Origin of the sequence: Paraburkholderia sp. EB58 (assembly GCF_050436665.1) — a bacterium.
GTDB lineage: Bacteria > Pseudomonadota > Gammaproteobacteria > Burkholderiales > Burkholderiaceae > Paraburkholderia.
Window position 1 is genome coordinate 18,480 of the sequence record NZ_JBNDMQ010000054.1, and the last position, 14,426, is coordinate 32,905.

The 14,426-nt window shown below is 57.8% G+C and carries 16 protein-coding genes; 9 read left to right on the forward strand and 7 right to left on the reverse strand.

Annotation, left to right across the window (positions count from 1 at the left end; all coding sequences use genetic code 11):
• Positions 1 to 179: 179 nt before the first annotated feature.
• Complete coding sequence (locus P3T40_RS41325) at positions 180 to 389, reverse strand: hypothetical protein (protein WP_429273435.1); 210 nt, start codon at positions 387 to 389, stop codon at positions 180 to 182.
• 609 nt (positions 390 to 998) lie between these two features.
• Between P3T40_RS41325 and gloB the strand changes: the two genes are divergently transcribed.
• Positions 999 to 1,850, forward strand: coding sequence for a hydroxyacylglutathione hydrolase (gloB, locus tag P3T40_RS41330; protein WP_429273436.1), 852 nt, complete (start codon positions 999 to 1,001; stop codon positions 1,848 to 1,850).
• Between the two features lie 191 nt (positions 1,851 to 2,041).
• A complete protein-coding gene (locus P3T40_RS41335) occupies positions 2,042 to 3,019 on the forward strand; it encodes a helix-turn-helix domain-containing protein (protein ID WP_429273437.1) in 978 nt (325 codons plus the stop codon).
• 57 nt (positions 3,020 to 3,076) lie between these two features.
• Here the strand turns inward: P3T40_RS41335 and P3T40_RS41340 are convergent, their stop codons facing one another.
• From P3T40_RS41340 to P3T40_RS41355, 4 genes are all read right to left on the reverse strand, one after another.
• Complete coding sequence (locus P3T40_RS41340) at positions 3,077 to 3,472, reverse strand: VOC family protein (RefSeq protein WP_429273438.1); 396 nt, start codon at positions 3,470 to 3,472, stop codon at positions 3,077 to 3,079.
• 61 nt (positions 3,473 to 3,533) lie between these two features.
• On the reverse strand, positions 3,534 to 4,331 hold the full coding sequence (locus P3T40_RS41345; protein WP_429273439.1) for an SDR family NAD(P)-dependent oxidoreductase: 798 nt from the start codon (positions 4,329 to 4,331) through the stop codon (positions 3,534 to 3,536).
• 145 nt (positions 4,332 to 4,476) lie between these two features.
• The gene (locus P3T40_RS41350; RefSeq protein ID WP_429273440.1) at positions 4,477 to 4,833 is read right to left on the reverse strand and encodes a nuclear transport factor 2 family protein; all 357 of its coding nucleotides are present in this window, start codon (positions 4,831 to 4,833) and stop codon (positions 4,477 to 4,479) included.
• Positions 4,834 to 4,913: 80 nt separating this feature from the next.
• Positions 4,914 to 5,351, reverse strand: a complete 438-nt coding sequence (locus P3T40_RS41355) for a cupin domain-containing protein (protein ID WP_429273441.1) — start codon at positions 5,349 to 5,351, stop codon at positions 4,914 to 4,916.
• 161 nt (positions 5,352 to 5,512) lie between these two features.
• Here P3T40_RS41355 and dmeF point away from each other — a divergent pair, with 161 nt between their 5' ends.
• A complete protein-coding gene (gene dmeF, locus P3T40_RS41360; RefSeq protein WP_429273442.1) occupies positions 5,513 to 6,535 on the forward strand; it encodes a CDF family Co(II)/Ni(II) efflux transporter DmeF in 1,023 nt (340 codons plus the stop codon).
• 205 nt (positions 6,536 to 6,740) lie between these two features.
• Here dmeF and P3T40_RS41365 read toward each other — a convergent pair whose 3' ends face one another.
• On the reverse strand, positions 6,741 to 7,019 hold the full coding sequence (locus P3T40_RS41365) for a DUF1427 family protein (RefSeq protein WP_429273443.1): 279 nt from the start codon (positions 7,017 to 7,019) through the stop codon (positions 6,741 to 6,743).
• Between the two features lie 158 nt (positions 7,020 to 7,177).
• On the reverse strand, positions 7,178 to 7,867 hold the full coding sequence (locus P3T40_RS41370; protein WP_429273444.1) for a hydrolase: 690 nt from the start codon (positions 7,865 to 7,867) through the stop codon (positions 7,178 to 7,180).
• A 495-nt stretch (positions 7,868 to 8,362) separates the two neighbouring features.
• On the opposite strand from P3T40_RS41370, the gene P3T40_RS41375 reads away from it, so the two are divergent.
• The 6 genes from P3T40_RS41375 to P3T40_RS41400 all read left to right on the forward strand — a co-directional run bounded on the left by P3T40_RS41375 (position 8,363) and on the right by P3T40_RS41400 (position 14,285).
• Positions 8,363 to 8,653, forward strand: coding sequence for a XapX domain-containing protein (locus tag P3T40_RS41375; protein WP_429273445.1), 291 nt, complete (start codon positions 8,363 to 8,365; stop codon positions 8,651 to 8,653).
• Positions 8,650 to 10,539, forward strand: a complete 1,890-nt coding sequence (locus P3T40_RS41380) for an amidohydrolase (RefSeq protein WP_429273446.1) — start codon at positions 8,650 to 8,652, stop codon at positions 10,537 to 10,539. The genes P3T40_RS41375 and P3T40_RS41380 overlap by 4 nt, the downstream gene beginning before the upstream one ends.
• Entirely contained in the window at positions 10,518 to 10,973 is a 456-nt protein-coding gene (locus tag P3T40_RS41385; RefSeq protein WP_429273447.1) for a DoxX family protein, read from the forward strand. Before P3T40_RS41380 ends, P3T40_RS41385 begins: the two co-directional genes overlap by 22 nt.
• Positions 10,974 to 10,998: 25 nt before the next feature.
• Positions 10,999 to 11,916, forward strand: a complete 918-nt coding sequence (locus P3T40_RS41390) for a glyoxalase (RefSeq protein WP_429273448.1) — start codon at positions 10,999 to 11,001, stop codon at positions 11,914 to 11,916.
• Between the two features lie 76 nt (positions 11,917 to 11,992).
• A complete protein-coding gene (locus P3T40_RS41395) occupies positions 11,993 to 12,685 on the forward strand; it encodes a YoaK family protein (RefSeq protein ID WP_429273449.1) in 693 nt (230 codons plus the stop codon).
• Between the two features lie 163 nt (positions 12,686 to 12,848).
• On the forward strand, positions 12,849 to 14,285 hold the full coding sequence (locus tag P3T40_RS41400) for an alginate export family protein (protein ID WP_429273450.1): 1,437 nt from the start codon (positions 12,849 to 12,851) through the stop codon (positions 14,283 to 14,285).
• Positions 14,286 to 14,426 lie beyond the last annotated feature (141 nt).

Below are 14,426 nucleotides of genomic sequence, written 5' to 3' on the forward strand. Positions count from 1 at the left end.
GTCTCAGCGTCTCACGTTGCCCGCCGCCGCAATACGTGCCGAAGTCGCTAAAAAGGCACATCCCACAACCTCGAGACACACGGGGTGCTCCGTCGCGACAAGCAAATGCGCTGCACCAGGTTTCGGCCAGTCGGCCAGCTAGCTTTCGTCGATGCTCAAGCGATTGGCGTCTTAGGCCTTTATTTTGTCCGGTGTTGCCAGAAAGCTAACTCGAAATGCGTGCGAGGTGGCCGCGCTGCTTGGCGGTGCAGATACGGCGCTTCCGCGATGCAATGTTTCGCCACTTTCGTCACTTCGTCGGCGACCTCGTCAGTCGATTCAGGCGGCGCCGATGTCGTTTCAGTACCGTGGAAGACTTTTACTACGCTGCCGCCAGCATCAGTCGTCATGTTCTGAATCGTGCGTGTGCTGGTGGTACTCGTCATTCGGATGTCACTGGTTGTGGTAAAGTTGGGGCATGTGCGTCTCCGATTCAGTTGAATGTCCGGCTTCTAGTTGTTCGCGTTCGCAATGCCTCGGATGACGACGGTGTTGACCGTGGACTTGTGAGTTATGAAGCCGAATATTTCGCTTCGGACGGGATTCCGAGAAGGCCCGGGACGGGGGCGGTGCTTCAAATAACACGTCTCGTTACACACAATCTCACTGGTAATCTCCGCTCCAAAAATATTGCCGCGCCCTTTGCGATGCTCGACCGCATGGACAGTAGTCCGCTGATTGCACCGTAGCAAATTGACCGAACGCGGCCAATGGCTAGCTACCGCTCTGGTTGCGCTAGCAATCAACTCGCAATGCACTCAGAGGCAAGCGGTGGTTGACAACCTGGGCTAACTTGCGACATCGGCGGCCGGTAAGCGCCCCTCGTAGAAAAGTAGCGAGCGGCGCTCCCTGCTGTGTGAGGTCTGTCCCCGGTTTTCAAATCGTGGTCGCACATCCATCGTCCCTTGCAAACAAGGCTTATAGAACGATTCGGTGCCGCGAACGAACAAGGTGAATCTGTGAAGAGTCTGGAATACATTCCTCTTCCGTTCTTTGAGGACAATTACGCGTGGCTCATTACCGATGGTACACATGTCATCGTCGTTGACCCGGGGGAGGCGGCACCAGTCATCCGGTACTGTGAGGCCCGCCAGTTGAGACTAAGCGGGGTTTTGCTAACACACCATCATACGGACCACACAGGAGGCGTCGCCAACCTCCTTGATTCGTCGTCAAATCACGCGGTGCCGGTTTTCGGTCCCGCGACGGAGCCAATATTCGGAGTCACAACTCGCGTTGGCGATGGGTATCGCGTTGAGCTTGCCGAGCCCCATTTCTCCGCAACCGTTATCGGCGTCCCCGGGCATACCGATGGCCATATCGCTTTCTTTCGGTCGGCGGTCGCGGACAACCCACCGCATCTTTTCAGTGGCGATACGCTCTTCGCTAGCGGTTGCGGACGACTGCTCGAGGGAACAGCGGAACAGATGCTTTGCTCACTTGACATCCTCGCAGACCTGCCCTCGTCTACTCTCGTCCATTGTGCGCACGAATACACCCTCTCAAATATTCGGTTCTCAATGGCTTGTGAACCAGGAAATCGAAACATAGCTCGATGGTGCGAAACCGCGACAGCACTTCGCCTTGCGGGCGAGCCGACGATTCCAACAACGATTGAGCACGAACAGGCCGTCAATCCGTTTCTTCGGGTGCATGAGCCGGAGATACGCGAAGTGCTGATTGAGACATTCAAAGTCCCTGTGCCGCACCGTTTGGCCGCGTTCATACTGCTGCGCGCTTGGAAGGATCTTTTCAGTGAAGACGCTGTTCCAAACGGGAACCATTGGGTACCTGCATTCCAGCAAGCATAACCTGCGCCGCTTGACGATTCGACAACCACGATGCAGTGACGGGCGGTCACGGCGGCGATTGGCAAAAGAGGGTTCGAACAGGGTGCATCCTATTAGTAGAGCTGCCTGTTCGCATGTACCTTAAAGTGGTGGAGGAGCGCGCACGGAGCACGAGTGAGATGCTGCGGCGCGCAGGAGACAGGAGACGCAACGTGCTGAATCCCTCGACCGAATGGTCAACCAGTGATGTCCCTTCCGGGGACCGCACCGACGCGTGGCAATCGGTGCTCAGTACAAGCTATCGGGAATGGCAGGTTCCGCGTCGCCTTCCTGCGACGTTCTACGCTCACGTGAAACAACACGATTTCGCCGGGGCCGGGATTGTTGCGACGGTCTGTGACCCCTGCATGGGACAGCGCACGCGCGGACAGGTTCGCCACGATGATGAACTTTACGTCGGCGTCCAGCTCACGACTGGCGGCCGTGAGCGGTTCAAGATTGGCGACTCGGGAGTCGAGGTCGCATCTGGCGATGTCGTAGTCTGGACGACCGACCAAGTAGTCGAGTTCGAGGTTCTCGAACGTCTGCATAAAGTAACGTTGATGATTCCATGGGCGCTCATGCGAGAGCGTCTGCCCGAACGAAAGCGGCCGCCGACCGGAGGAAAAATCGAAAGCCGAACAGGCGTTGGCTCATTGCTGGCCGTGCATCTTCTGGCCCTTTCCAATGAAATCGCAACGCTCGACGAGAGCGTTCAAGGTTCTGTCAGCAGGTCCACGCTCGAGTTGCTGGGTATCGCACTATCCGGCCAGCAACCGTCTGCGACATTCGATGCCAGCGCGGCCATGCTTAGGCGTGTGCAAGACTTCATCCTCCAACACCTGCATGAAGACGCCCTGAGCCCAACTCGCATTGCTGAGGCCAACCACATCTCGCTGCGCTATCTGCACATGCTATTTCAGCGTAGTGACATGACCGTTTTAGGTTGGGTGCTCGACAGACGCCTGGACGCATGCAAACAGGCCCTGGCGGACCCCGCCTACAACCGTCAGCGTATTTCGGAGATAGCGTTCCGCTGGGGTTTCAATTCAACAAGCCATTTCTGCCGCGTGTTTAAGGAGAAGTACGGTGCCTCTCCGGGCGACGTACGCAGGACCATGGGCATTGGCCCTGCGAATGAGCGGGTGTGACAAAGAAGGCGGGTGGTCTATTCGCTCAGGCTTCTTCCACCCGATGCTGGCACGCGCTTATACGTAATGCCCTGAGCGCTCGAGCACCTCGATTTTGTAGCCATCGGGGTCTTGAATGAAGAAGAACCGGGCTAACATGTCATCGCCGCGCTTGAACTCTTTCACGGGCGTAGGATTGATGCCGAGCTGCGTCATCCGCTCATGCTCATTTTCAAGTTCAGGAACCGCTACTGCGATGTGGCCGTAACCGTCGCCGTGCGTGTATGCGGGCTCGCGACCTTTATTCCAGGTCAGCTCAAGCTCGAAATCATTCTCCTCGTTGCGAAGATAGACGAGCGAGAAGTCCGGAAAATCAAGGCGGTGACTTGTCGACAGCCCGAGCGAGTCCTTGTAGAACCGTATCGAACGGTCAAGGTCGTGAACCCGCACCATGGAGTGAATGATTTTGGCCAATTTTTACCTCCTTGTTGCGTGATGTGCGACGCAACTGCCACGCTGCGTCGCGGCCAACCAGTTAGACCGAGAAGCGGCAGAGCGTCTCGCCGCCATCGATGCGGATGAGGTCCCCGTGGATGTAGCTCGACTCGTCCGACGCGAGGAATATCGCGAGGTTCGCGATGTCTTCAACTTCGCCCCAGCGTTTCAGCGGAATTGCCTCCGTGAATACCTTGTCGAAGTCCTTGTCGTCAAACAGCGCGCGAGTTAAGGACGTTTTCGCGTAAGTCGGGCAAATACCGTTCACGCGAATTTTGTCGCGCCCATATTCGATTGCCAGACAGCGCGTGAGGTTCGCCGCCGCCCCCTTCGATATGTTGTAGACGGACTGTTTCGGGTGGCCCTGCAAGCCTGCAGTCGAGACGATGTTGACGATGTTTCCGCCTCGACCTTCCTTCAGAAACTCCTTGATTGCTTCCTGACAGCCGAACCATGTGCCCTTTACGTTCACATCAAAGCAGGCGTCCAGGTCTTCTACGCCGAACTCGTGTGCGAGCTTTCCGGCCCGGTAGATGCCTGCATTGTTCACCATGACGTCGAGACGGCCATAGAGCCGTACCGTTTCCTTGACCAGGTTCGCAACCTGGTCCTGCTTCGTGACGTCGCAAGCCACATACTGAGCCTTTCCGCCCGTCTCTGTAATGGCGGCTGCGGTCGTCAATTGCGCGTTACCTTCGAAGCCACCCTGATTCGGCGCTTCGTGTACATCACTGACAACCACGCTGGCGCCTTGTGCTGCATACGCCATCGCTATGCCGCGACCGAACCCCGAACTTGCGCCGGTGACGATTGCGACTTTACCCTTGAGCCTATCCATACATCCTCCTGAGACGGGGCAGCAACGCTGAAAGCGCCGGCCGATCTAACGTTTGGTGAAGTGAGATATTTATGTAGTAGTACTGCAAAACAAAGCAGCCTTGATATCGTGACAAGAGCACTTGGTGCTTGCTCGCAGCAGTCGGTCAGACCGAGAACGATGTGAACGTTTGAACCGCAATCTTTCCGTCTTTGACGACCAGCGTGTCCGTTGCCAGAGTGACCCACGGCTTCGCTTCCCACGCGAGATACGCCACGTCGCCAACTGTGCTCATGCTCGTAATCTTGAACGCGGGCCAGAACGCCGGGTCTGCACCGTCAACGAAGGCCTTGAAGAAGCCCGTTATCTCCTCCCGACCACGAAAGGTCTTGTCGGGGGTAACGAGGGCGGAGTCGTCGTCGTAGTCCTTGAGAATTTCCTCGACGCCATGCGCAAACGCGCCGAGATGATGTTCAAGGACCTGTTTGGTTGCTGCTTCTGTCTGTACAGAGGAAGTTGACATGTTGAATGTCCAGAAGAGAGGCGACTGGATGTATCGGCAACGATGGTCGTTGCCGATACACGACATGGACAGCAGGCTATTCAGCCCGCGTACGCGCGCTGTGCTTCGTCCCAGGTCACCACCACGATTGGCGTGCCATCTTCCTTGATGAAGGACAGAGGCCCCAGAAACGTCATGTAGAACTCGCTATCGACCGGGAATGCGGTTTTGTCGTGACGAGCATTTGCCGACTCGTAACCGTAGGCCGGTGCCACGACAGTATCGCCGCCATGCTCGCTGCCACCACGGACGTCCATGCGACCTTTCGTCAGCAGGTATTCGCCCGGCCCGACGTGAAAGTGCGCGTTGAACGACGAACCGGCAGGGCAATCGAAAATTGCGGTCCATGCGCCCATCTCGGGGGAGGCATGGAGCATCTTCCAGCGGATTCCGCCTCGCGAGAGAGCATCCGGGAAAGGCTTCCACGGAATGTCATTGATTTGAATCGCTTCTTCGTGAACCTTTGGCTTGATTTCCATCATCGTCTCCTGTTTCGCCGAACCGCTGTCGCGTTCAGCACGGTTTGTGGGGTGAAACAACAATATCGCGGAGGACGTGCGGACTTTTGCACGCTAGCGCAAGTCAAGTTGCCTGCCAGCGCACGGGGGGCATTCAATGCGTATTACCTATTTAATTATCGGTGGCCATCGCGTCCGGTTTCGGTACTGGCAAGCATGGCGACCGCGCAGGATTCGCGAGTGCCATCGTGCTTGCCGTGATTGCCGTGCTGATTGGGTACGAGGCTGTTTCGCGTTTCTTGTCTCCGGTACCGATTCATTTCGGTGAAGCGATTCCCATCGCGGTTGTCGGTGTGCTAGTCAACCAGGCGAGTGCTTCGCTGCTGAGCGGTGGCCATCACGGCCGCAGCCACGACCATGGCCATGGCCACGGTCATGCTGGGCACGCTCGCGAAGACGAGGTGCAGAAGATTTTTGCTTCGTCAGGTGTGTTTACCGTTTCCGTCTTCGAGGATGGCGTGCCTCCCATGTTCCGCATTACGCCAGCGACGGAGCATTCGCGACTGGATTCGTCAGCGATGACAGTGATAACCGTACGGCCCGATGGGACGCAACGGGTATTCGCTTTCGCGGACCGTGGTGGCTATCTGGAATCAAAGGAAGACATTCCTGAACCGCACTCGCTCAAGGCTATTGTGCGGATGCCGGACCGCGAGCACGAGGTCGAATTCGAAGAGCACGAGGACGGCCACGACGCTCCTGAAGCAGCGACCCGGGACCGCAATACCCGTTCGGCCTACATTCACGTCCTGGCTGACGCAGTGGTTTCCGTGCTAGCAATCATCGGCCTCGTACTTGCGCGCATGTTCGATTGGCTGTGGATGGACCCGCTCGCGGGCGTCGTCGGTGCACTGGTGATTGCAAACTGGTCGTACGGGCTCATGCGCGACACGGGTGCAATCTTGCTCGACATGAATCCGGACCGGCGCATGGCGGAGAACGTTCGTCATGCTATCGAGGACCGTGGCGACAAGGTGGTCGACCTGCATGTGTGGCGAGTGGGTCCTGGTCACATGAGCGCCGTCGTATCTGTCGCGACCAGCAAATCACAACGGGATTCACGTTTCTATCACGCTCTGCTCGACCGCTTCAAGGGACTGTCGCACGTCACGGTCGAAGTGCAGCCTGCCCACGCGGTGGCGTAGCGCATGGCAGCCAAGTCACCATAGCGCGTTGTTCAAGTTCGATGACGTGCAGCGCATCGACGAGCCATGCCCTGCTCAGTCGTGGAAGCAGTTCTGGTTGCTGTTGACGAGAGCACCCAGGTCGTCTTGGCTTTATAGCCGCGACAAAGGCGCATGCCGGGCACAGTCATTGTATTGCCCGCGTCGTCGACGCAGGTCACTGGATTCAATTCGGTGAAACGTTGGCGGCCGCGCGCAAACTCAGTTTAGGGTTATTCGAAATGGGTGAATGCGTAGTTTGCGTTTGCACAACCTCTGTTTTTGCAATCGGAAGCGCAGTGTTCGCCAGAAGCTGGCGTCCAGTTGGAATGATTTGAACCCCGATAACTATCCCCAGCAATCCAACGAGGGCCACCATTGGCGGCGCCGGCGAGCGAACACGAATCAGGCTGTATATCGCGCCAGCAAGAATGCCAGCAAGGAGCGAGAGAATATAAGGCTTCATGGGTAGAAAATTCCTCAGACTCGCGTATCAACTCGCTCGATGCTAATCGCGAACTATTTGCATCCAGTAAATAGCCAGCGGCGAGGCTCTAAAGGCTCGCACCGGAATGACGCCTCCGGATGCGAGCTTCGCATTGCAGCGCAGCAAGCGTCGGCCCTTCAGGTCTTCGCCGGGACTGGAGCGAGAGACTCGTGCTTTGTCTCGGTGCGCTGGGGGGCGCCATGAACCCTCGTGTAGGCGTAGTCGACGCCCATTCCGTATGCGCCCGAATGCTCCCTCACGATTTCCATCACCGCGTCATACGTTTCTTTGCGCGCCCAGTCGCGCTGCCACTCGAGCAGGACCTGTTGCCACGTGACAGGGACGGCGCCGGCCTGGACAATTCGTTGCATTGCGAAGTCGTGCGCGTCTTTCGACGTGCCGCCGGATGCATCGGCGACCATGTAGATTTCGTAGCCGCCTTCGAGCATCGCGCAGAGCGCGAACGTTGTATTGCATACCTCCGTCCACAGGCCAGACACGACGACCTTGTTCCGGCCGTTCTTCTTGAGCGCGTCGCGGACCTTCTGGTCGTCCCACGAGTTCATCGAGGTGCGCTCTAGAGTGGGCTGGTCTGGAAATACGTCGAGCAACTCTGGGTATGTGAAGCCGGAGAAGCTTTCGCTTTCGACCGTCGTTATGGTCGTCGGAATATTGAAAGCTTTCGCCGCCTTTGCCAGTCCGACGACGTTGTTCTTCAGTACCTGCCGGTCGATTGACTGGACACCGAAAGCCATCTGAGGCTGCTGGTCGATGAAGATGACTTGGCTGTTAGTCGGAGTAAGTACCTCCAGTTTCTCTTTGCTCATGATGCCATCCCTTCGTATGAGGTTTTAACAAAACGTCGCGCCAGATTTGTGCGCCGGAAGAGCCACTCGCGTTGCTCTAATGAATCCAAAAACGACGTGTCTCTCGCTGGAAAAGGAGACATGAGCAATGCCGTCTCATGGTCCAAAAGTAGCATAGTCCACATTGCCCGGATGTGAAGTTGTCGATAGCGATACCAGGGTTTTTGTATGGAGTCGATGCTAGCAAGATGCTTTTCTTTGAAGCTTGAAAGTCATAAGCTGCGATGAAAGCGACAGATTAGTTGTCCTTCGATAGCCCGTTTCCCGTTCTATCTTAGGTAAATATGTGTGGCGCCCGTTGGGAGCGCGCCCTTTTAGGCAGCAGCGCCAATCGTTGCGAGGCGGGGCAAGTAATTGGGGCCAGCTCGTCGAATGGGTGTAACGCGTTTCCTGTTTTCGGCTTGGTCATCGTCGTCGCGAGCGGTTGCTTGCGGCGTACCGGAGGAGGGTTGGTCGATGAGGGCGTATGTGCTTTCGCTGCTGGCTGGAATCTTGGTAGGCGTCGTCTATAGCTTGATTGGCGTGCCGTCACCGGCACCTCCTATCGTCGCCCTGGTGGGCCTTTTAGGCATACTTGCGGGCGAGCAGATTTTCCCGGTTGCAAAGAAGATGCTTTCCGGAGCCAACTTTCGGGTGGCCTGGAAGGAGGAGCATTGCAACCAACATCTCTTTGGGTCTTTGCCTGGCCGGAACTCGGGAAGACCTGGACCGATGGCGGGAGTATCGTCTGAGGAGAAACGTTCATGACGTCTCATCAAGATGCACCGGACTTGATTCTTCTTAATGGCCGGTTCACGACGTTAGATAAATCGAAGCCAACTGCCACTGCGGTTGCTATCAAGGACGGTAAATTCATTGCCGTCGGCGAAGACAGCGGGATAAGCCAGCTCAAGTCCGATAGCACGCGCACGGTCGACCTGAATGGACGCTCAGCGCTTCCGGGGTTAATCGACAACCATCTCCACATCATCCGTGGCGGGCTGAATTTCAACATGGAGCTCCGGTGGGATGGTGTGCGCTCACTGGCGACTGCCATGGAGATGCTCAAGGCGCAGGTTGCTATCACGCCGCCGCCTCAATGGGTACGCGTCGTCGGTGGATTCACGGAGCACCAGTTCGACGAGCGTCGCTTGCCGACCATCGAGGAACTGAACGCTGCATCACCAGACACGCCGGTCTTCATGCTGCACCTCTACGACCGCGCGCTGCTGAACGCCGCAGCGCTACGAGTGGTGGGCTACACGAAGGACACTCCTGAGCCCCCTGGAGGCGAGATTGCGCGCGATAGCGCGGGAAATCCGACCGGCTTGCTCCTGGCGAAGCCCAACGCAGCCATCCTCTATGCGACGTTGGCGAAGGGCCCCAAGCTTCCTCTCGAATATCAGCTGAACTCGACGCGGCATTTCATGCGCGAGCTGAACAGACTGGGCGTCACCGGGGCCATCGACGCCGGCGGCGGTTTCCAGAACTTCCCGGAGGACTACGAAGTCGTCAAGAAGCTCGACGCTGAGGGACTGCTGACCATCAGGCTGGCCTACAACCTGTTCACTCAAAAGCCAAGGGGGGAGAAGGAAGACTTCCTCAACTGGACGAAGACGTCGAAGTATAAGGACGGGAACGATTATTTCCGGCACAACGGCGCAGGCGAGATGCTCACGTTTTCCGCGGCGGACTTCGAGGACTTCAGGGTGCCGCGTCCAGACATGCCACCGGAAATGGAGGGCGACCTGGAAGGCGTCGTCCGCGTGCTCGTGGAAAATCGCTGGCCGTGGCGCATGCATGCGACGTACGACGAGACCATCAGTCGTGCGCTCGACGTGTTCGAGAAGGTGAACCGCGATACCCCCCTTGCCGGCCTGAACTGGTTCTTCGACCACGCAGAAACCATTACAGAGAAGTCGATGGACCGCATCGCTGCTCTCGGTGGGGGTATTGCGGTCCAGCACCGAATGGCGTACCAGGGCGAGTATTTCGTCGAGCGATACGGTGGAAAGGCGGCTGAGGGTACGCCACCTGTTGCACGAATGCTCGAGAAAGGAATTCATACGTCGGCGGGGACCGACGCAACTCGTGTGGCATCCTACAACCCGTGGGTCTCCCTCTCGTGGTTGGTGACCGGCAAGACGGTCGGCGGTATGCGCATTTATCCGCGTCGTAACTGTCTGGACCGTGAGACGGCCCTGCGCATGTGGACCGAGAAGGTCACCTGGTTCTCGAACGAAGTCGGCAAGAAAGGGCAGATTGCAGTGGGTCAGCTCGCGGACCTTATCGTCCCTGACCGCGACTTCTTTGCCTGCGCCGAGGACGACATCGCTGGCGCTTCGTCTTTGCTCACGGTGGTGGGCGGCAAGGTGGTGTATGCGACTGGCGAATTCGCCGCCCTGGACGACAGTCTGCCGCCTCCAGCGATGCCAGACTGGTCACCGGTGCGAAAGTATGGCGGGTTTGCCGCCTGGAAGCAGGGCGACGCCTCCGGTGCTCCATTGCAGCAGGTTGCGTCCACTACATGTGACTGCGCGCGCGCTTGTGGGGTACACGGGCACGACCATGGCCGCGCTTGGCTCGGCAATGCGCCGACATCTGACTACAAGGGCTTTTGGGGAGCGCTGGGATGCGCGTGCTGGGCGGTCTAGAGCGGGGAGCAGTGCTGGACAGTCCATCCTGGGTCGCGACGCTACTGCGTCAACCGTGGGTAATGCCACTGTTCCGCATCGGTCTCGTCTCAGCGTACCTCATTGGCGGCGTCACCAAGTTGTTGCACTTCGACGCTGCCGTCGCTGAGCAGGTGCACGCTGGCCTCCATCCGGGGTGGCTCTGGGCTGCCTTGGCAATTTTCGTGGAGATAGCCGGCTCCCTGTGCATTATCTTCAACAGGTTCACGTGGCTCGGAGCGGGAGGGCCGGCTGCGTTGACGGTGGTGGCGATGCTCGTAGCGAACAGCTTCTGGCGTCTGGAAGGTGTGGCGCGCTTCATTGCGTTGAACAACTTCTTCGAGCACCTCGGGTTGATTGCTGCCTTCGTAATGGTCACCTATCTGGCCAGCGGTGAGCGACGCTCTCGCGTCTAAAAAACAGGACAGGAAACTCACTATCATGCGTAACGTTCAATCTCTCGGTATCGCCGTTGCCATTGCGTTCGGCCTCGTTGTCACTGCTCCGTCGATTTCTTTCGCAAAGGTAAACCTCGGCACGCCGCAGTCGGCGTCCCTCTCTGTTGGGACGCAATACGACACCACTCATGTGTATGTGGCACCGGAGGACTTCGACAAGTTCACAGACAGCTTCGTCGCCACGTTCGGCGGTCACAAATCGCAGCAGGGCGTCTTTCAGGTGACGCCGACGCCTAGCCAAACGATGTCTCAACTGGTCTTCACGCCGGTAGGCACTATTTCGGTGTTCGGCTTCAAGACGCCGATTCCGTATCCTTTTGGTGACGAGCGTACCGGCTACCTCGTCACGGACATGGACGGCGCGATGAAATCGGCGAGGGCTCACGGTGCGGACGTCGTGGTCGATACGTTCCCGGACCCGATTGGGCGCGATGCAGTCATCTCGTGGCCGGGCGGCGTGCACATGCAACTTTACTGGCACACGCAGGCGCCGAACTACGAGCCGCTCGAGACCGTTCCGGAGAACAGGGTGTACGTCTCGCCGGAACGCGCTAACGCACTCATCAAGAACTGGGTCGCGTTCTCGAATGGGAAGGTCCTCTCCGATAACCGTCGCGCGCCGGGCGTCGAAATCGGGCGACCGAACGATACCTTCCGGCGCGTTCGGCTGACGTCGGGCTTCGGGAATATGACCGTTTTCGTGACCGACGGCCATCTGCCGTACCCCTACGGGCACGAGATGACCGGGTATGAAGTGAAGGACTTCGATGACACCATGAAAAAGGCGCAGGCCGCTGGCGTTGCGGTTCTCGTGCAGCCTTTCACGTCGGACCAGAGAGAATCTGCAATCGTCCAGTTCCCTGGAGGATACATCGCGGAAATTCACGCAACTGCGAAGTAGAACAGCGTCACGACGAAGACAGAGCGCCGATATTTGAGAGGCCAATGCCCGCTAACGCTTCTCCACAGGGTGCGCAATGAATGACGACAATTTGCTCTCGGCGACCGCTGGTTATGTCGACACGCTCAGCTTTGTCTCGCTGTTCGGGCTGTTCACAGCACACGTGACGGGGAACTTCGTGCTCATTGGTGGTGGCGTCGCAGGATATGGGCAGGGCGTCTTCCTGAAGCTGATGGCGTTTCCTGCCTTCATCCTTGGCGTTGCGCTGAGCAGCTTCATCATCCGGGGCCGTAATCCCGAGACTCCGATGCGCGGCGCGTGCATGCTCTACGCCGTGCAGGCGCTTCTGCTTCTGGCGTTCTGTTTTGCAGGCGTCAATCTCGGACCCAGATTCAACCCTGAAAATTGGGCAGTGGTCGTGTGCGGGATGATTGGCGCGACCGCAATGGGTGTCCAGAACGCTCACAGCCGTCTTGTTGCCCGGGCTGGTGTGCCGAACACCGTCATGACCGGCAATGTGACGCAGGTCATTCTCGACGCGCTTGATCTGTGTTCGCCGCGCGTTGTGGCGGACGTCAAGTCTGCGGCACGAACGCGTGTCGCCAAAATGCTTCCGGCAATCGTAGCGTTCGGGCTCGGCGCTGTCGCAGGAGCTCTCGCTTACAGAAACTTTGGCTTCAGGGCTCTTCTGTTGCCCGTAATCGGGCTCGTCTGGCTGGCAATGCAAGCGTGGATACACCGGGACGCGGCAGGTAAGCTCGCCTCTTGATACCTTCCGCTGCGCGCGCACTAACGGTCGTGCTACAGGGACGACGGGTATCGACCGTGTGCCTTGATGGAATCCGACGAGTGCCTGAGGTATTCGGTGACGGAGGATTTCACTCCATCGAGGCTGGAAGAACAATGTTCAACAGGGCGGGAGGCCCGGGGTGATGAAACTCGCGGCATATATCGGGATTGCCGTTGCTGGACTTGCGCTCGGGTTCTGTAAAGACACACTGGCGGATAGCGAGGAGCAACCCTCGCAGCAGACCGGAGAGCCGACTGGGACGTGTGAAGTCAAGCGTCCGGTCGTGATGTTCAATCGCTGGCAGGAAGATTGGTCCGTTCTCAAGAATCCCTGCGTACAGCGCGAGCCACTCGACAGTCTGAAATATATCCCGCTCGGCGGTGACCCCTATTCGTATCTGTCGCTGGGTGCCAATTTACGCGAGCGCTTCGAGGTCAGCGAGACGCCGCTTTTCGGGCTCGGCTCGGCAAGCTCTGATAGCTACCTGATTCAGCGGGCGCAGGTTCATGCTGACGCCCGCATTGGTCAATATCTACAATTTTTTGTTCAACTCGAGGATGCAAGAGCCTTCGATAAGGACCAGGTGAAGACGACAGACAAGAACCCGCTCGATTTGGAGCAGGCGTTCGTTGTCTGGGTGAGTCCGCTCGGCCCCGGAACGATAAAGTTGCGTATCGGGCGGCAGGAAATGGCCTTCGACTTGCAGAGATTTATCTCTGTGCGTGACGGTCCAAACGTGCGGCAGGCATATGACGCACTATGGGCGGACTACGAGTACGAGAAGTGGCGGTTCATCGGCTACGCGACGCGGCCGGTTCAGTACCGGGATATCTCGGCATTCGACGACACATCGAATCGCCATTTGACCTTTAGCGGCGTGCGTTTCGAACGTCAGGGCGTGGGGCTCGGAGACCTATCTGGATATTATTCGCTTTATACCCGTGCCGGTGCACAGTTCATTGATGCGCAAGGCGAGGAGCATCGCAATGTATTTGACCTGCGATATACGGGGAAAGTCTCTTCCACGGATTGGGACGTAGAGTCGATGTACCAAACGGGTTACGTTGGAGACAAGACGATTGCGGCATGGGCGGTTGGCTCGCTGTTCGGCTACACGCTCGATTCTCCCTGGAAGCCGCGGTTCGGTTTGCAGGTCGATGCGGCATCAGGTGACCGCCATTTGAACGACGGCCGCGTCGAGACCTTCAATCCGCTTTTTCCGAACGGTTATTACTTCACGTTGGCGGGCTACACGGGGTATGCAAACCTCATCCATGTCAAACCCTCGATTACGCTCAAACCGTCCAGCAAGCTAGCCTTGTTGTTTGCCGTTGGATTCCAATGGCGGATGAGCACGAACGACGCCATTTATCAGCAGGGAAGTGCTATCGTCCCGGGTACTGCTGGCCACGGTACGCGATGGACTGGCGTCTATGCACAGATACGTGCTGACTGGACGGTGGCGACCAACCTGATTGCATCGGTTGAGGCCGTTCATTTCCGGGTCGGAAATTCTATCCGCGAGCTGGGTGGAAGCAACTCCGACTATGTTGGACTGGAGCTGAAGTATGGCTGGTAGCGTCGCGCGGGCGAGGCCCGGGCGTCGTATCATGCGGAAAGAAAGCATGCTTCAGGATGCCAGTCCCGGCAGCGCGCGTTCACGCAGAGTTGCCCAAGGATAATGTCCAGTTCTTCCACTACCTGCTGGTGCTGATGACGT